Raw genomic sequence first — 16,732 nt, 5'->3', positions numbered from 1 at the left:
CCCGAGCACCGCGACGCGCCGCGCCGCCGCCGGTCGGCGTATCGCGTCGCTCGACGCCGCCCGAGCAGCTTGCCGCGCCGCCCGGTCAGCTCGCCGCGTCGGCGATGGCGGTGGCCAGGTCGGCCGGGCGGCTCCACATCGGCCAGTGCCCGGTCGGCAGGTCGACCACGTCGAGATCGCGCAGGGTGGCGGTCTCGGCCATCATCGGGTTCCCTTCCCGGGCCAGCTTGAGCATCAGCTCGGACGGGTACGAGCAGGCGACGATCGTGGTCGGCACGTCGCGCCGGGCGTCGTTGCGCAGGTGCACCGGCTCACGCAGCACCGCGCCGGGCTCGGGTACCGCCCGCTCCCGGAAGGTGCGCAGGGTGCCCTCGTCCAGCCCGTCCAGGCTGGCCTGCAACTGGTCGAACGGCGGCAGCGGCAGCTCGGCGAGGTCCGCCGGTACGGACGGGTCGAAGCCGGCGCCGTCCGCGACCGGCCCGCTGTCGACGTAGATCACCCGCGCGACCGCGGCCGGATCCTGGTCCAGCAGTACCGAGGTCGGCAGGTTGGCGCCGCTGTGCGCGACGAGGGCGACCGGACCGTCGGCCTCGGCGATGACGCCGCGCAGGTACTCGGCCTGGTCGGGCACCGTCGCGGCGGCGCGCTGCGGGTCGTCGGGGTCGAGCCCGGGAAGCGTCACGGGGACGGCCCGGTGGCCGGCCGCACGCAGCGCGGCGGCAACCGCGTCCCAGGCCCAGGCGCCCAGCCAGAACCCCGGTACGAGAACGAACGTGGTGGAAGTCTGCATGCGGCCAGCATGGCGCCCCGGCTGGACCACCGCATGTCACTATTCCCGTCACTATTTCTGCGACACTGGTGCGATGAACCGGGTCGAACGACTGCACGCGCTCACCGAGTCGCTGCGCCGGGCCGGGCCCCGGGGCCGGACGGCGGCGCAACTCGCCGACGAGTTCGAGGTGACGGACCGGACGATCAAGCGGGACCTCGCCGCGCTGTCCGCGGCCGGCGTGCCGGTCTGGGGTCGCACCGGACCCGGCGGCGGGTACGGGCTGGCCGAGCGCGCCTCGCTGCCCCCGGTGAACTTCACCGCCGGGCAGGCGCTCGCGCTGACCGCGGCGGTGGCCGCGTCCACCCAGGCGCCGTTCGCGGACTCGGCGCGCGCCGCGACCCGCAAGGTGTTCGACGTGCTCGCCCCGGCCGACCGGGAGCGGGCTGCCGGGCTGTCCGAACGGATCTGGGTCGACGTCGGGCCGAGCGCGCCGCGCCGGGTGCTGTCCGTCCTGGAGCAGGCGCTGCTCGACCAGGTCACCCTCAACATCGGGTACACCGATGCCGGTGGTCGGCGCACCCGGCGCGAGGTGGAGCCGATGATCTTCGCGTTCACCCGCGGACGCTGGCTGCTGGTCGCCTGGTGCCGGCTGCGGGACGACGTCCGCTGGTTCGACCTGTCCCGGATCGGCCGCGCCACCGCGACCCGGCGCCGGTGCACCGGGCATCCGGTCAGCGCCATCGGTACCCCGCCGGAGCAGGCCCGCCCGGTCGGCGTCTGACCCGGTGCCGCCGGTGCGCGGTCAGCGCGGCGCCGGGACCGTGATCGAATCCGGTCCGGTGGTCGTGGCGGGAAGCGGCAGGGTGGCGGCGACGCGGAAGCCGCGGTCCGGCCGCGGCCCGGCGTCGAGCCGGCCGTCGAGCAGCGCGGCCCGCTCGCGCATCCCGATGATGCCGAACCCGTGCCCGGCGCCCGTCCGGAGCTCGTGCTCGCCGCCGCCCGTCCCGCTCGCGCCGCTCGTCCCGCTCGGACCGCTCTGCCCGCTCGGGCCGCTCGCGCCGCTCGGCCCGCTCGGCCCGCCCATCCCGCTCGGCCCGCTGCCGCTGACTGGCCGGCTCCCGCCTCCCGGGCCGCTGCTGCTACCTGGCCCGCTGCCGTTGCCGCGCCCGGCGTCGGATCCGGGTCCGCTGCCGGACCGGCCGGCGGCGCCGCGAGCGCGACCGTCGTCGACGATCTCGATGACCAGTTCGGCGGGCCGGTAGCCGACCTCGACGCGGCAGTGCCGGGCGGTCGAGTGCCGGATGACGTTGGTGAGCGACTCCTGCACGATCCGGTACCCGGCGAGGTCGACCTCGGCCGGCACCGGCCGTACCGTGCCGGTCCGGCGCACCGAGACCTCGATGCCGGCCTCGGCGGCGCTGGCGACGAGCCGATCCAGGTCCGCGAGCCCCGGCGTACCGGCCGGCTCCGGCCCGGTGGGATCGGCGCGGCGCAGCGCGACGAGGGTACGGCGCAGCCCGGACAGCGCCTCCCGGCTGCTGGTCTCGATGACCCGCAGCGCCTCCTGCGCGGCGTCCGGCTGGGTGTGGATGACCCGGTTGCCGACGCCGGCCTGGATGGCGATGATGCCGACGCTGTGCGCGACCATGTCGTGCAGTTCGCGGGCGAGGCGCAGCCGCTCCGCGGTCATCGCGCGCTCGGCGGTCTGCGCCCGGGACGCGCTGGCGAGCTGCCGGCTCTTCCGGATCGACTGTCCCACCAGCCAGCCGAACACCGCGACGTAGAGCACCGGCGCCTGGTACGCCCAGAGGCTCAGGTCCGCGGCGCGCACCAGCACCGGGACGTCGTACCCGGCGGGTACCAGCAGGCTGAGGCCCAGCGCGAGCAGCGCGGTACGCCGCGAGCGGGTCGACGAGACGTAGCACAACGCCAGGTACGCCGGGATCATCTCGGCGAAGCCCACCCGCATCGGGTCGGCCTGCATCGATCCCGGCATGGACAGCCGGCCGGCGATCACGCCGGCCGCGGCGACGGCGCCGGCCAGCAGCACCGTCAACCCGGCCAGCGGGTACCGGCGGAGCAGCGCGGCGGCCACCGCCACGGTGCCCGCCACGGCGGCCGGACCGACGTGCGCGTACCCGCCGCCGATGCCGAACGGCCGGGGCAGCGTGTTGACCGTGACCGCGGCCGTCAGCGCGGTGGCACCGACCCACATCAGGACGGGACCGAGGTGACGGTCGACCGCCGCGGGTAACCGGGGGAGGGCGGGCATGCGGTGACCCTAACCGGGTCGCCGGCCGGGATCGTCGGCCCGCAGACGTACGCCCCGGGGCCACCCACGGGCGCGCCGGCCTGCCCTGATCGACCGGGTCCGCCCGGTGATCGTGCAGGGGCTGCGATGGGTGTCGACACACGAGGCCTCGCCGGCGCCGGCCACGGTCACCCTGTCCCGGGCGATCCGGTCCGGCGATCGCGGCTGACCGGGATCAGGTCTCGTCGACGGGAAGGACGAAACTGCCCCGCCCGTGCACGGTCACGATCAGCCCCTCGTCGGCCAGCATCCGGTAGGACTTGCGGGTCGTCAGGCGGCTGACGCCGGTCTCCTGCTGGATCACCGTCTCGGAGGGTAGGCGGTCGCCCGGACCGTATTCTCCGGCGGAGATGGCGTCCCGGATCAGCTGGGCAACCTGGACGTAGACCGGGGTGTACGCACCCGGCTTGACCTTCGTCCAATCGACCATGATCACAACGTAGGACGAGGACTCCGAAGACCTCGGGCAGTCGCGGGACTTGCCTGTTGGTCCCGGGACTTTCCAGACCTTTCCAAGTTCGCTACCATGGACATGGTCGGAACAAGGCGACCCCGCGGCGCCGGGCAAGGGCGACCGCGGGGTCTGACCGCTCACGAAGGGAGCGGCTGTGGGACACGGTACGCATCCGGTCGTCCGGTATTCGACCCCGCACGCGGGGGATCAGGTCTTCATCAGCCCGGCGGCCGGGGTGCACGGCCACGGCAGCTTCTGGGCGATGGTCGTCACGGCGACGCCGGCGCTGGTCCAGGGCGCGATGTACCTGCGCGTCGTGCCGGTCGACGACATCGGCGGCGACCCGACGGTGCGGACCTTCTACGTGCGCCTCGCCGGCCTGCTGACCAGGTCCCTGTCGTGACCGCTTCGGCCGCGGTCGGCTGGGTGCTCTCGCTGTTCCTCGCGTTCGCGATCGGTGTGCTGGTCGGGCACGGGCCCCGCCGTCGGTGAGCGCGGAGTTGACGACTTCTACGCTTTACCCTACGGTAAACATTACCGAATGGTGAAACGTTGGGAGTGGTCATGCCGGAGATCGTGACGTCGATCGAGATCGCCGCCCCGCCGAGCCGGGTGTGGCGGTGGTTCGCGAGCCAACAGGCGCTGCGCCGCTGGCTGTCGCCCGAGCTGGAGATCGACCTCCAGCTCGCCGGTCGGTACCGGATGCCGGGCGCGGACGGCGAAACCTGGATCAGCGGCCAGGTCCTCGAACTCGTACCCGAAGGAAAGCTCATCCTGTCCTGGCTGGAGGAGGGCGCCGGCTGGGCGCACCCCGGCCGGCTGGTCATCGAGCTGGCCGCCGCCGCAGGTGGCACCCGGGTCACGCTCGCCCACGACGGCTTCGCCGGCATCGGCACACCGACCTGGCGCCGCACCGCCGATGCGTACCAGCGCGGGGTCGCCGAGCACCACGTACTGGACGACCTCGCCGCGGCCGTGGCGACCGGCGAGGTGCCCGCCGCCGTCACCGCCGATGCCTGACCGCGGTGATCCCACCGCCCACGCGCCGGCCGGTCGGCCGGCGGGCGACGGTGGCGACGAGGCGTTCCGGGCGCTCGCCGATCCGACCCGGCGGCGGATGCTCGACCTGCTCGCCGAGCGCGGCACGCTGTCCGTCGGTGAGCTCGCCGCCGAGTTCCCCGACCTGGTGTTCTCGGGCATCTCGAAACACCTGATGGCGCTGCGGGCGGCCGGCCTGGTCACCGCGACCAAGCAGGGCCGCAAGCAGCTGTACCGGATCGACGAGTCGGGCTTCACCGCCGCCCTCGGCCCCTGGGTGGCCCGTTACCAGGCCTACTGGTCCACCGCCCTCAGCGCCCTGCGCGACCTCGCCGAATCCCCCGAGGACCCGCCGAGTTGATCAAACGATCGGTACCCGTCGTCTAGCCGGCGGGCGTAGTCGCTCTGGAACTCGAAGGTGTGGGTGGACATCTGCGCCTCGAGGTAGCGGCGTGCCGCATCGGGCAGCGCCGCGAGCATGATTTCACTGTACGGATGGCAAGGTCGCGATCGATCGTGTCGAGCGCGGCAGGTGGTTGGCCTCGGCGGCATCGAGCCGGGCCTGGCGCCAGTCGGGCAGCTTGATGTGGAGCACCTCGCCAAGCAGCGTGGCGGCGAGCGATGGGTCTCGTGAACAGACGCGGCGCCGGCCCGGGATCGGGTCGGCGCCGCGTCCGGGACGAGCGGGTGCTACATGTTGATCATGTGGCCGGCGAGGCCGTGGACGGCTTCCTTGACCGCTTCGCCGAGGGTCGGGTGGGCGTGCACGTTGCGGGCCACCTCGTGCACGGTCAGGTCCCACTGCTGCGCCAGGGTCAGCTCCGGCAGCAACTCGGTGACGTCCGGGCCGATCAGGTGCGCGCCGAGGATCTCGCCGTACTTCGCATCGGAGAGGATCTTGACGAACCCGTTCGGGTCGGCGAGACCGTGCGCCTTGCCGTTCGCGGTGAACGGGAACTTCGCCACCTTCACGTCGTAGCCGGCGTCCCGCGCCTGCTCCTCGGTGTAACCGAAGCTCGCGATCTGCGGCTGGCAGTAGGTGGCGCGCGGGATCATCCGGAAGTCGACTTCCATCGTCTCCGCGTCGCCGATCGTCTCGGCCGCGATGATGCCCATCGCCTCGGCGGCGTGCGCCAGCATCAGCTTCGCGGTCACGTCACCGATCGCGTAGATCCCGGGGGTCGAGGTCCGGCAGCGGCCGTCGACGTCGATCGCGCCCCGGTCGGTGAGCTTGACGCCGGTGTTCTCCAGCCCGTACCCCTCGACGCGCGGCGCGAAGCCGATCGCCTGCAGCACCTTGTCTGCCGAAAGCACCTGCTGCTGGCCGTCCCGGGTCACCGTCACCTGCACCCCGGACCCGGTGTCCTCGATGCCGTCCACCCGGGTCGAGGTGAGCACGTCGATGCCGAGCCGCTTGTACCGCTTCGCCAGCTCGGCGGACACCTCGGCGTCCTCCAGCGGTACCAGCCGGTCCAGGAACTCGACGATGGTGACCTTGACGCCGTAGTTGCTCAGCACGTACGCGAACTCGACGCCGATCGCGCCGGCGCCGGCGATCACGATGCTCGACGGCAGCGCGTCCGAGAGGATCTGCTCCTCGTAGGTCACCACCCGCTCGGACAGCTCGGTGCCGGGCAGCAGCTTGGTGTTCGTGCCGGCGGCGATGATGCAGTTGTCGAACGTCAGCGTCTCCGAGCCGCCGTCGTTGAGCGCCACCGTCATGGTGTGCGCGTCGACGAAGGTCCCCTTGCCCTGGAACTCGGTGATCGAGTTCTTCTTCATCAGGAAGTGGACGCCCTTGACCCGGCCGTCCGCGACCTTGCGGCTGCGCTGGAACGCGGCGCCGTAGTCGAACGTCACCTGGCCGTCCACCTGGATCCCGAACGTCTTCTGCTCGGCGTTGAAGATGTGCGCCAGCTCCGCGTTGCGCAGCAGCGCCTTCGACGGGATGCAGCCGACGTTCAGGCAGACACCGCCCCAATACTTCGCCTCAACGACGGCGGTACGCAGGCCGAGCTGGGCGCTGCGCACGGCCGCGGTGTACCCGCCCGGGCCGGCGCCGAGGACCACGACATCAAAGTGTGTACTCACGAGCCGGATCATATTCCGCTACCTGGCGACCTGCCCGGCCACCGGTTTCGACGGTGACCCGGGGGCCAACGAGAGCGACCGCCGTCACAACCACGACGCCCCGCCCCTGTTGATCATGGCGTTGTCCGGTCGGCAAGCGCTTTCTGCTCTAGATGACACCATGATCGACAGGGCCGCGGAGCGAGGCGTCCAGCAGCTCGACGGTGTGCGCGGTGGGGAGCGGGGTACCGGCGCGGCGCAGGGCGGCGGTGATCTGGAGCAGGCAGCCCGGGTTGCCGGCGACCAGCAGATCGGCGCCGGTGGCCCGGATCCGTGCCGCCTTCCGGTCGCCGAGTTCCCGGGCCGGCTCCGGTTCGAGCAGGTTGTAGACCCCGGCGGAGCCGCAGCACAGCTCCGCCTCGGCCGGCTCCACCAGGGTCAGCTCCGGGATACCGCGCAGCAGCTGCCGCGGCGCCGACCTGATCTTCTGCGCATGCGCCAGGTGGCACGCGTCGTGGTACGCGACGGTGCGGCGCACCGGGTGCCGTTGCGCCACCGGCCCCAGCTCCACCAGCAGCTCGGTGACGTCCCGGGTACGGGCGGACAGCCGCTCGGCCCGCCCGGCGTACCGCGGGTCGTCGGCGAGCAGCTCGGCGTACTCCTTCATCGCCGAGCCGCAGCCGGCCGAGTCGGTCACCACGTAGTCCACCCCGGCCGCGTCGAACGCGTCGATGGTGGCGCGGGCGAACCGGGCCGCCTCGGCCCGCCGGCCGGTGTGCGCCGACAGCGCGCCGCAGCAGCCCTGCCGGCGCGGGACCAGCACCTCGCAGCCCTCCAGCGCGAGCACCCGGGCGGTCGCCGCCGACACCGAACCGAAGAACGCGGACTGCACGCAGCCGGTCAGCAGCCCGACGGTGGCCCGGCGCCGGCCCCGGGCGCGTACCCGGGGCGGCAGCCGCGGCGCCCGCCGGGCCGGCGGAGCCAGCTCCTCCATCGTGGCCAGCGCCGGCGGCAGGTGCCGCGCCAGCCGGTGACCGAGCCGGTCGGCCCCGGTGGCCCGGTACGCGGCGAGCGGGGCGCGCAGCAACCGCAGCCGCCGCGGGTACGGGAAGAGGCCGAAGACGAGAGCGCGCAGCAGCCGCTCGCCGCGGCTGCGCGGGTGCCGCCGCTCCACCTGGGCGCGCGTCGCGTTGAGCAGCTCGTCGTACCGGACGCCGGACGGGCAGGCGGTCACGCACGCCAGGCAGCCGAGGCAGGCGTCGATGTGGCCGGCCATCGCGTCGGTCAGCGGTTCCCCGTCCAGCCCCTGCTGGATCAGGTGGATCCGGCCGCGCGGCGAGTCCATCTCCTCGCCCCACAGCACGTAGGTCGGGCAGCTCGGCAGGCAGAACCCGCAGTGCACGCAGTCGTCGGCGAGCGACCGCGACGGCGGGTGGTCCTCGTCGAAGGCGCCCAGCACGTCCGGTTCGCCGGCCACGATCTCAGATCCCTCCGACGAAACGGCCCGGCGCGAGCCGGCCGGCCGGGTCGAACTCGTGCTTGACCGCCCGCATCAGCCCGATGCCCTCGACCGGGCCCCACAGATCGATCTCGGGCCGGACCTTCGGCGGCGCGGCCAGCACCGTGCAGTGGCCGCCGTGGCTCATCGCGACGGTACGGGCGGCGTTGACGATCTCGACCGCCCGGTCCGGATCGACGTCGCCGGGGACCGCCGCGTGCAGCACACCGGCGGCCGGCGAGCAGAAGATCCGGATGCCGGTACCGCGGGCCGCGTCGCGCATCGAGTACACCGGGCCGAACAGCTGCCCGACCGGGGTGACCACCTGCAGCGCGAGGTCGTCCGGGCCGAACGGGTAGCTGCCCCACCAGTCCGGCGGCTCGGCGTCGGCGCGGGCGTCGCCGCCGAGCACCTCGACCGCCTTCGCCGCGCGGGCCGCGACGCCGTCGGCGGGGCCCTCCAGCAGCAGGACCATCAGATCGGGATGGCCCGGCACCCGGGTCGCGGTGCGCCGCGCGCCGTCCGGCGCCGGGCACTCGACCTCCAGCGCGACCGGCGCCAACCGCTCCTGCTTGAGCCGCACCGACAGGTCGCGAACCTCGGCCGGGGTACGCACCGGCCGGCGCACGAACGCCCGCGCCGCCGGGATCGGGGTCAGCTTCACCGCGATCTCGGTCAGCACACCGAGCGTCCCGTACGACCCGGCGAGCAGCCGGCCCAGGTCGTAGCCGGCGACGTTCTTCACCACCTTGCCGCCGGAGTGCGCGACGACCCCGTCGGCCCGCACCACGGTCAGCCCGATCACCTGGTCGCGGGCGGTACCGTGGCGCAGCCGCAGCGGTCCGGCCGCGCCGGTGGCGACCACCCCGCCGAGCGTCGCGCCGGGCAGCATCTCGTCCAGCGGCAGCCGCTGCCCGGACCGGGCCAGCACCCGCTGCACCTCGGCGAGCGGGGTACCGGCGCGGATCACCGCGATCAGGTCGCCGGCCGCATGCTCCACCACCCCGGTCAGCTTGCCGGTGTCCAGGATCAGGTCCGCCGCGCTCGGCGGCCCGCCCCAGTGCAGCTTGGTACCACCGCCGCGGACCACCACGTGCAGCTGGTGTGCGGCGGCGGCGCGCAGCAGCCGGGACACCTCGTCGGTCGACGTCGGGTACGCGACGAAGCGCGGCTCGACGTCCGCCACCCGGTCGGTGGGTGTCGCCGCCCGTGCCTCGCACGCCGCGCGCAGGTCGTCCAGCGTCGTCATCAGAACGCCTCCGCGAGACCGGCAGCCTGCGCCGGATGCGGCGCCGCCCCGCGGCGGGGCACCTCGCCGCACAGCCGGGGGGTCGGGAACACCTTGCCCGGGTTGCAGCGCTGCGCCGGGTCGAACGCGCACCGCACCAGCTGCATGGTGTCCAGATCGTCGGCGGTGAACATCTTCGGCAGGTGCTTCGCCTTGTCCACGCCGACCCCGTGCTCGCCGGTGATCGAGCCGCCGTGGCCGATGCACAGGTCGAGGATCGCGCCGGACACCTCCTCGGCGGCGTCGCCCTGCCCCGGCACCGACTCGTCGTACAGCACCAGCGGGTGCAGGTTGCCGTCCCCGGCATGGAAGACGTTGGCCACCCGGATCCCGGTCCGCTCGGACAGCGCGGCGATGTCGGCCAGCACCTCCGGCAGCGCGGTACGCGGGATCACCCCGTCCTGCACGATGTAGTCCGGGCTGATCCGGCCGACCGCGGCGAACGCCGACTTGCGGCCCTTCCAGATCTCGCCCCGCTCGTACTCGTCGGCGGCGCGGCGCAGCTCGAACGCGCCGGACTGCTCGCACCGCGCGGTCACCGCGGCGAGTTCGGCGGCCACGTCGTCGGCCGGGCCGTCCAGTTCGACGATGAGCACCGCGCCGGCGCCGTCCGGGTACCGGCAGTCGACGGCCTGCTCGGCGGCCTCGATCGACAGTGCGTCCATCATCTCGATCGCGGCCGGGGTGATACCCGCGGCGATGATCGCGCTGACCGCCTCGCCGGCCGACGCCATGTCCTCGAACGCCGCGAGGACCGTTTCGACGCACTGCTGGGTCTGCACCAAGCGGACCACCACCTTCGTCGCGATGCCCAGGGTGCCCTCGGACCCGATGAACACCCCGAGCAGGTCGTAACCGGTGGATTGCCGGCATTTCCCGCCACCGAGCCACACGACGTCACCATCGGGGGTAACGATCTCCAAGCCGGTCACGTGGTGCGCGGTGAACCCATATTTCAGACAGTGCGCACCGCCCGAGTTCTCCGCGACGTTACCGCCGATGGAGCAGATCTGCTGGCTTGACGGGTCTGGTGCGTAGTGGTAGTGCGCGGGCGATACCTCCCGGCTGATCGCGAGGTTGATGACGCCGGGCTCGACGATGGCGCACTCCGCATCCAGATCGACCTCCAGGATGCGGCGCATCCGGCTGGTCACGATCAGCACACCGTCGGAGCGGGGCAGCGCCCCGCCGGACAGGCCGGTACCGGAGCCACGCGCCACGAACGGCAGGTCGGCGTCCCGGCACGCGCGGACCGTCTCGACGACCTGCTCGGTGGTCTCCGGCAGCACCACCAGCCCCGGGCTGACCGCGTAGCGGGCCAGCCCGTCGCACTCGTAGGTGCGCAGTTCGGCGGGGTCGGTCAGCACCGAGTGCGGGCCGAGCGAAGCGACGAGCCGTTCGGCCACTGCCGCCAGCCGGGCCGGCACTTCCATCCGCGCCTCCAGCGCTCGCCTTCGCCGCCGGTTACCGGCGGGTCGCTCCTGGTACGGCCAAACTACGGCGCCGGCCGAGCCGGGTCAACAAACCACAACGTAACGACCGGAGGCATGTCGTGACGCTACGTGGCCGGTGATTCAGGGGCCGTTGGGCTCCGGCCGGACGCCGTGCCCGGTACGCGCCACCGCCGCCACCGCCTGTGCGATCGAGGCGCCCCCGCCGACCAGTTCCAACGTCAGGCCCGCGGTGTCCGGCTCGTCCAGCAGGGCGGCCAGCACCCAGGCCACGTCGTCCCGGGTCACCTCACCGCGCTCGGCCTCGGGCGCCAGCCGCACCCGTCCGGTACCGGGGTCGTCGGTGAGCCGGCCCGGCCGCACGATGGTCAGCGCCAGGTCGGGCCGCTGCCGCAGCTCCTCCTCCGCCTCGCCCTTGGCCTGCTGGTAGGCGGCGAACACCGGGTCGGTGCCCGGCCGGGCCGGTGCGCCGGCACCCATCGAGGACACCAACAGGTAGCGCTGGACGCCGGCCAGCCGGGCCGCGTCGGCCAGCAGGATCGCGCCGTCCCGGTCCATCGTCCGCTTGCGCTCGATCCCGCTGCCCGGCCCGGCGCCGGCCGCGAACACCACCGCGTCGGCGTACTTGACCTGCTCGGCCACCTCCTCGGCCGTGGCCGACTCCAGATCCACCACGATCGGCTCGGCGCCCAGCTCGCGAAGCTCGTCGGCCTGATCCGGATTCCGGATCAGGCTCACCACGGCGTCGGAACGCGCCACCAGTTGGCGCGTCAGTCGGAGTGCGATCTTCCCGTGCCCGCCAGCCACAACCACCCGCATGCCCCCACCGTATTACTGTCCGCACCTTGCGTGGCATCGGCAAAACGAGTAATTAACGCAAATGCAAAGTGACGGTTTTCATGTCACCGAACCGGGCCGGTTCGACGCGCACTGCGTGCGGTGAGTCGCCGATGGCGGTACGCGGGTGACGACTGCGCACCGCGAGTCGGCGGCGGCGGTGCGTGCGGGTCTGCCCAAAGCGTACCGATCCGTGTTACACAACCAGGCATCTCGGCGAACCAACCACCAGGCACGTCGGCTGGTTCGCCGGGAACACCCCCCGAAAAGACGCACCGAGGAGGCGCGTTGTGACCGATCCGAACGGTGGCGGATTCAACTCCGGTGACGAGCCGGTGACCCATCGCCTGCCATTGCGCAACACCACCCAGACCGCGCCCCGGCCGGGCGGCGCCGAGCCGTGGCGCGCCGACGCGGCGGACGAGGACAACCCGTTCGCCGGTACCGCGCTCGGCGGGCTGCCGGACCGCGGCAGCCCGGCCAACCCGTTCGCCACCCCCGCCGCGGGCAGCCCGTCCGCGCTCGACCTGAACGACGACGAGCGGCGCAAGGCCCGGACCAGCTTCCCGATCACCATCGGCCTGATCTGCACCGTCGCCGGCGCCACCCTCGGCGTCACCGAGGTGCTGGCGCGAGTCGGTGCGGTCGTCGGCGCGTTCGGCATCCTGCTGTCGGTGATCGGCCTGTTCAGCGCGCGGCGGGCGCACGTCGGCGGCCGGCTGGTGGCCGTGCTGTCGATCGTGATCGGCCTGGCCGCCGTCGGCATCGCGGTGGTCGACCACTTCGGCACCTTCACCTGGCTCAACGCCGACCTGCCGAAGCACCTCGCGAACAAGATCGACGACTACGTCCCGTTCCTGTCCTGACTGTCCATAGTGGACATCTGCGGTGGCGCCGCGGCGGGCCCACCGGCTGCGGTGGGCCCGCCGGCGTCGCCGCCGTTTGGGGCGGCCCTCTAAGATCATTCGGGTGATTCGACGGCTACCCGCAGCTCTGGAGCCAGCGGATTCCCGGCAGGCCCGCCGGCCCGCTCGGCCGGGCGCGTGGCAGCGCGCCGTGGCCGTGGCGCAGCGCGCCGTGGCCGTGGTCATGACCTGCGGGGCGCTGCTCGGTTCGGCGCTGGTCGCGCCGGCCGCCGCCGGTGCCGCCCCACGGTGCTCGCACGGCCAGGGCGACACCCTCGACTACCGGCCCTGGGCGGTCAAGCGGGTCGCCGCCGACCAGGTCTGGCCGATCAGCCAGGGCAGCGGCGTGACGGTCGCGGTGCTCGACTCCGGCGTCAACGCGCAGCACCGGCAGCTCGCCGGCCGGGTCGAGGCCGGCACCGATCTGGTCCGCGGCAAGGGCACCGCCGACACCGACTGCAACGGCCACGGCTCGATGGTGGCCGGCATCATCGCCGCCAAGCGCGTCGACGGCTCCGGCTTCTACGGGGTGGCACCGCAGGCGACCATCCTGCCGATCCGGATCGCCGAGGACACCGAGAAGTTCCAGAACGGGTCGCCGCGCATCGCCGCCGCCATCCGGTACGCGGTCGACCACGGCGCGGGCGTCGTCAACATGTCGCTGACCACCGACGACACCCCGCAGCTGCGCTCCGCGGTGGCGTACGCGCACCAGCACCAGGTGGTGCTCGTCGCCGCGACCGGTAACGCCGGTAAGGACGAGCCCACCTACCCGGCCGCCTATCCGGACGTGATCGCCGTCGGCGGCGTCGACTCGTCCGGCGCCCACGACGGCGAGTCCGAGACCGGTGCTTGGGTCGACCTCGCCGCGCCGAGCAAGGACATCGTCGCGCCCGCCGGGACCGGCTCGGGTTACCTCCAAGAGAACGGTACGAGCTTCGCGGCGCCGGTGGTGGCCGGCACCGCGGCGCTGATCCGCGCGTACCGGCCGGAGCTGACCCCGGACCAGGTGCTGACCCGGCTGGAGGCGACCGCCGACCACCCGGCCGACGGGCGCGACGACAAGGTCGGCTACGGCGTCGTCAACCCGTACCGCGCGGTCACCGAGGTGCTTGGCGAACCGAACCCCACCCCCGACACCGCGGACGGGGCGCTGCCGGCCGCCGCCGGCAGCGCCGGCACCGACGACCCGGTGCGGACCGCAGCGCTGTGGGCGGCGGTCGGCCTGCTCGCCGTCGTACTGCTGCTGCTGGCCCTCGCCGTCGTCGTGCCGGCCGGCCGGCGCCGCGGCTGGCGGCCCGGACTGCGCGGCCGGCTGCCCGAGCCGCGGTCGGCCCGGCGCCGGCACCCCGAGTACGACCCGACCGCACCCCCGCCGATCGAACCGGAACCACCGGCCACCGCCGCGGCCCGGCTGCCCGGCGGCGACAGCGGTGCCGCCTTCACCGTCGACGTCCACCTCAACTGACCGCCGTGCCCATCGGGCCGCTCGTCGCGCCGCAGCCACCCGCCGGGCCGCTCGTCGCGCCGCAGCCGCCCGCCGGGCCGTTGCCGCCGCGGTCGCCGACCGGGGCTGCGCTCGCCGACCCCGGGCTGCCGTCGCCCGCCGGGCCGTCGCCCACCGGGCCACGGTCGGTCAGGGCGCCGCGGGTTCGTTCCGCAGGACCAGCACGGCGATGTCGTCGCGCGGCGGGTCGGCGGTGAACGACAGGACCGCGTCGGTGAGCTTGCCGGCGACGGTCGCCGCCGGCGCCCCGGCCAGGCCGCGCAGCTCGCGGCGCAGCCGCTGATGGCCGAACAGGGTGCTGCCACGGCGGCGCTCGGTCACCCCGTCGGTGAAGAACACCAGCGCATCGCCGGGCGCCAGCCGGAACTTCACCGGCGTGACCGTCACCTCCGGCAGCAACCCGACCGCGGTACCGCACTCGCCGACCTGCTCCGGGGCCGGTGCCCCGCCGCCGTCCGCGCCGGCACCGGGCCGGACCAGGAACGGCTTGTCGTGCCCGGACAGGCACAGCTCGATCTCCAGCGCGCCGTCCGCGGCGCGGGTCACCACCGCCATCGCGAGGGTGCAGTACCGGTAGCCGTCGTGCTGGTCGAGCAGCGTCTGGTTGAGCAGTTCGACGATCCGGCCGAGCGGCCGGCCGTCCCGGACCAGCACCCGGATCACGTCCCGGACCACCCCGGTCAGCGCCGCGGCCTGGGCGCCCTTGCCGCACACGTCGCCGATGCACATCAGCCACTGGTCGGCGCCGAGTTCCAGCACGTCGTAGAAGTCGCCGCCGACGTCGGTGCCGGTGCTCGCCGGCTCGTACTCGGCGGCGAACGTGACGCCGTCCGCCGTCGGCAGCGCCGACGGTAGCAGCGCCCGCTGGAACGCCTGCGAGACGTCGGCTCGTTCGGCGTGGATGCGGGCGTTCTCGATGGCCAGTGCGGCGCGGCGGGCGATGTCGGAGATGATCGTGACGTCGTCCGGCGCGTGCAGCCGGTCCGGCGGGCGGCCGACGGACAGCGTGCCGAGCACCCCGCCGCGGGCGATCAGCGGTACCGCGACGCCCTCCGCCGGCCGGGGCAGCGCGACGACACCGTCGCCGTGCGCCGCCTCGGCCAGCCGGTCGGAGATCTCCTCCTCGTCGTGGCCGGACAGCAGCCGGCGCAGCAGCGGCAGCGCGCCCTCGTCGGCGTGCGTGGACGCGGCGAGGCTCAGCTCGCCGTACTCGTCCAGCACGTGCAGCGCGCACCACTCGCCGAGCCGCGGTACGACCAGCTGCGGGACCAGCGCCAGGGTCAGCTCCACGTCGAGCGACTGGGCCAGCAGCTCGCTCGCCTCGGCCAGGTACGTCAGCCAACTGCGCCGGGCCCGGTCCATGTCGCGCAGCCGGTCGTTCTCGATCGCGATGGTCATCCGCTCGGCGGACAGCTGGGCGAGCGAGTGCCACGACTCGGTGAGCGCCGCGTCCGGGGCGGTGTGCAGTTCGATCCGGCCGGACAGCGGTCGCGGCAGCGGCAGCGCGACCGACTCGGCCGGGGCGGACCCGGCCGGTTCCGGCTCGGTTTCCGGGGCGGCGATGCCGTCCGGTGCCTCCACCACCGGCAACCCCGCGGTGCCCTGCCGGGCCACCATCCGCTGGCCGCGGCCGTCGGAGGCGTCCACGTACACCGCGCCACCGGCGGCGCCGATCACCTCGCAGAGCCGCAGCAGCAGCTCGGACAGCAGCTGCGGCAGGGTCAGCCGCTGTCGCAGGTCCTCCGGCACGTGCACCAGCCAGACCAGCGCGTCGGCCGGGCCGGTGGCGGCGGCCTCCGGTGATTCGGGGCGCGGCCGGGTGGGCTGGCCGTACCGGGTGCGGGCCGGTGGGCCGCCGCGCTCCAGCCGGAACCAGACGCCCTTGCCGGTCGGGTCGTGGGTGGTGCCCCAGGAGGTGGCGAACTGGTCGACCAGCAGCAGGCCGCGGCCGTGCTCGGCGGTCTCGTCCGGGGTGAGCAGGTTCGTCTCGATCGGCCCACCGCGGTAGTCGGTGACCGTGACGGTGACGCCCCGCTCGTCGGCGGCGATGTCCACGTCGAGGTCGGTACCGGCGTGCACGACGCCGTTGGTGGACAGCTCCGTGGTGAGCAGCAGGGCCTCGTCGAGCAGGTCGCTCTGGCCGGATTCGACGAGCACCTCGCGCACGGCGGCCCGGGCGGCCGCCGGTGACCGGTAGTCGGCGGGCAGCCGGAGCCGGCGATGCACCGCAGTGGTCACCCCACCCCCACTTCCCGGCCGGCGCCACCGGCGTCGGCGCCGCCGCTCCGGCGCCCACCCGGGCGCCGCACTTTCGGCACGACGTGCCGCCTGACGGGGCATCCGCCCTGCGCTGTCCGAATCCTCGCCGCGGTTGCGTCACACGATACCGAGCGCCGGCCGGCGCCGGTGACCGTCGGCGGCCGGCTCGTTGCGGTTGTGGCAGACTGCAAATTTCTGGGCGAAGAATGTACCTGTTTGCTGTTAGTGCCCCAAAGGTCGGCCGTCCCGTGCGGTTGACTGGGGGATGAAACCCTACCGCTGATCGTGTCGCTACGGCCTGTGCATGTGGGCACGTCCAGCCGTAGGGTTCGTACGACGTGG

The 16,732-nt window shown here is 73.7% G+C and carries 15 protein-coding genes; 6 read left to right on the top strand and 9 right to left on the bottom strand.

The features are described from left to right. Positions 1 to 85: 85 nt before the first annotated feature. Positions 86 to 790 carry an alpha/beta fold hydrolase gene (locus Athai_RS28350; RefSeq protein WP_203964310.1) on the bottom strand — a complete coding sequence of 235 codons (705 nt, stop codon included), beginning with the start codon at positions 788 to 790 and terminating at the stop codon, positions 86 to 88. Between the two features lie 73 nt (positions 791 to 863). Between Athai_RS28350 and Athai_RS28345 the strand changes: the two genes are divergently transcribed. Next, a complete protein-coding gene (locus Athai_RS28345) occupies positions 864 to 1,553 on the top strand; it encodes a helix-turn-helix transcriptional regulator (RefSeq protein WP_203964309.1) in 690 nt (229 codons plus the stop codon). Between the two features lie 21 nt (positions 1,554 to 1,574). Here Athai_RS28345 and Athai_RS28340 read toward each other — a convergent pair whose 3' ends face one another. Then, entirely contained in the window at positions 1,575 to 3,044 is a 1,470-nt protein-coding gene (locus tag Athai_RS28340; RefSeq protein WP_203964308.1) for a sensor histidine kinase, read from the bottom strand. Positions 3,045 to 3,258: 214 nt separating this feature from the next. Continuing rightward, on the bottom strand, positions 3,259 to 3,513 hold the full coding sequence (locus Athai_RS28335) for a winged helix-turn-helix domain-containing protein (protein WP_203964307.1): 255 nt from the start codon (positions 3,511 to 3,513) through the stop codon (positions 3,259 to 3,261). A 178-nt stretch (positions 3,514 to 3,691) separates the two neighbouring features. On the opposite strand from Athai_RS28335, the gene Athai_RS28330 reads away from it, so the two are divergent. The 3 genes from Athai_RS28330 to Athai_RS28320 all read left to right on the top strand — a co-directional run bounded on the left by Athai_RS28330 (position 3,692) and on the right by Athai_RS28320 (position 4,936). After that, entirely contained in the window at positions 3,692 to 3,940 is a 249-nt protein-coding gene (locus Athai_RS28330; protein ID WP_203964306.1) for a hypothetical protein, read from the top strand. A gap of 161 nt (positions 3,941 to 4,101) precedes the next feature. Next, positions 4,102 to 4,557, top strand: coding sequence for an SRPBCC family protein (locus tag Athai_RS28325; RefSeq protein ID WP_203964305.1), 456 nt, complete (start codon positions 4,102 to 4,104; stop codon positions 4,555 to 4,557). Next, the gene (locus tag Athai_RS28320) at positions 4,550 to 4,936 is read left to right on the top strand and encodes an ArsR/SmtB family transcription factor (protein WP_203964304.1); all 387 of its coding nucleotides are present in this window, start codon (positions 4,550 to 4,552) and stop codon (positions 4,934 to 4,936) included. The genes Athai_RS28325 and Athai_RS28320 overlap by 8 nt, the downstream gene beginning before the upstream one ends. Before the next feature lie 329 nt (positions 4,937 to 5,265). Here Athai_RS28320 and lpdA read toward each other — a convergent pair whose 3' ends face one another. The 5 genes from lpdA to Athai_RS28295 all read right to left on the bottom strand — a co-directional run bounded on the left by lpdA (position 5,266) and on the right by Athai_RS28295 (position 11,701). Further along, positions 5,266 to 6,666: a dihydrolipoyl dehydrogenase gene (gene lpdA, locus Athai_RS28315; protein ID WP_203964303.1), complete on the bottom strand. Its 1,401-nt coding sequence runs from the start codon at positions 6,664 to 6,666 to the stop codon at positions 5,266 to 5,268. Between the two features lie 148 nt (positions 6,667 to 6,814). After that, positions 6,815 to 8,122: a (Fe-S)-binding protein gene (locus tag Athai_RS28310; protein WP_239157226.1), complete on the bottom strand. Its 1,308-nt coding sequence runs from the start codon at positions 8,120 to 8,122 to the stop codon at positions 6,815 to 6,817. A gap of 4 nt (positions 8,123 to 8,126) precedes the next feature. After that, positions 8,127 to 9,392 carry an FAD-binding oxidoreductase gene (locus Athai_RS28305; protein WP_203964302.1) on the bottom strand — a complete coding sequence of 422 codons (1,266 nt, stop codon included), beginning with the start codon at positions 9,390 to 9,392 and terminating at the stop codon, positions 8,127 to 8,129. Further along, entirely contained in the window at positions 9,392 to 10,864 is a 1,473-nt protein-coding gene (locus Athai_RS28300; protein ID WP_203964301.1) for an FAD-linked oxidase C-terminal domain-containing protein, read from the bottom strand. The genes Athai_RS28305 and Athai_RS28300 overlap by 1 nt, the downstream gene beginning before the upstream one ends. A gap of 141 nt (positions 10,865 to 11,005) precedes the next feature. Further along, a complete protein-coding gene (locus tag Athai_RS28295; protein WP_203964300.1) occupies positions 11,006 to 11,701 on the bottom strand; it encodes an SDR family oxidoreductase in 696 nt (231 codons plus the stop codon). A gap of 308 nt (positions 11,702 to 12,009) precedes the next feature. Here Athai_RS28295 and Athai_RS28290 point away from each other — a divergent pair, with 308 nt between their 5' ends. Beyond that, a complete protein-coding gene (locus Athai_RS28290; protein ID WP_203964299.1) occupies positions 12,010 to 12,585 on the top strand; it encodes a hypothetical protein in 576 nt (191 codons plus the stop codon). A 190-nt stretch (positions 12,586 to 12,775) separates the two neighbouring features. Then, positions 12,776 to 14,092, top strand: a complete 1,317-nt coding sequence (gene mycP, locus Athai_RS28285) for a type VII secretion-associated serine protease mycosin (RefSeq protein ID WP_239157225.1) — start codon at positions 12,776 to 12,778, stop codon at positions 14,090 to 14,092. 168 nt (positions 14,093 to 14,260) lie between these two features. On the opposite strand, the gene Athai_RS28280 is transcribed toward mycP, so the two are convergent. Continuing rightward, entirely contained in the window at positions 14,261 to 16,369 is a 2,109-nt protein-coding gene (locus Athai_RS28280; protein WP_239157224.1) for a SpoIIE family protein phosphatase, read from the bottom strand. Positions 16,370 to 16,732: the final 363 nt, after the last annotated feature.

The organism is Actinocatenispora thailandica, from assembly GCF_016865425.1.
Taxonomy (GTDB): domain Bacteria; phylum Actinomycetota; class Actinomycetes; order Mycobacteriales; family Micromonosporaceae; genus Actinocatenispora; species Actinocatenispora thailandica.
This window is presented reverse-complemented; position numbering and strand designations above follow the sequence as displayed.

What these genes read in the sequence shown, in the direction of transcription:
- Athai_RS28350 (WP_203964310.1), bottom strand. Translation starts at nt 790, where the DNA reads ATGCAGACTTCCACCACGTTCGTTCTCGTACCGGGGTTCTGGCTGGGC.
- Athai_RS28345 (WP_203964309.1), top strand. Translation starts at nt 864, where the DNA reads ATGAACCGGGTCGAACGACTGCACGCGCTCACCGAGTCGCTGCGCCGG.
- Athai_RS28340 (WP_203964308.1), bottom strand. Translation starts at nt 3,044, where the DNA reads ATGCCCGCCCTCCCCCGGTTACCCGCGGCGGTCGACCGTCACCTCGGT.
- Athai_RS28335 (WP_203964307.1), bottom strand. Translation starts at nt 3,513, where the DNA reads ATGGTCGATTGGACGAAGGTCAAGCCGGGTGCGTACACCCCGGTCTAC.
- Athai_RS28325 (WP_203964305.1), top strand. Translation starts at nt 4,102, where the DNA reads ATGCCGGAGATCGTGACGTCGATCGAGATCGCCGCCCCGCCGAGCCGG.
- Athai_RS28320 (WP_203964304.1), top strand. Translation starts at nt 4,550, where the DNA reads ATGCCTGACCGCGGTGATCCCACCGCCCACGCGCCGGCCGGTCGGCCG.
- Athai_RS28305 (WP_203964302.1), bottom strand. Translation starts at nt 9,392, where the DNA reads ATGACGACGCTGGACGACCTGCGCGCGGCGTGCGAGGCACGGGCGGCG.
- Athai_RS28300 (WP_203964301.1), bottom strand. Translation starts at nt 10,864, where the DNA reads ATGGAAGTGCCGGCCCGGCTGGCGGCAGTGGCCGAACGGCTCGTCGCT.
- Athai_RS28295 (WP_203964300.1), bottom strand. Translation starts at nt 11,701, where the DNA reads ATGCGGGTGGTTGTGGCTGGCGGGCACGGGAAGATCGCACTCCGACTG.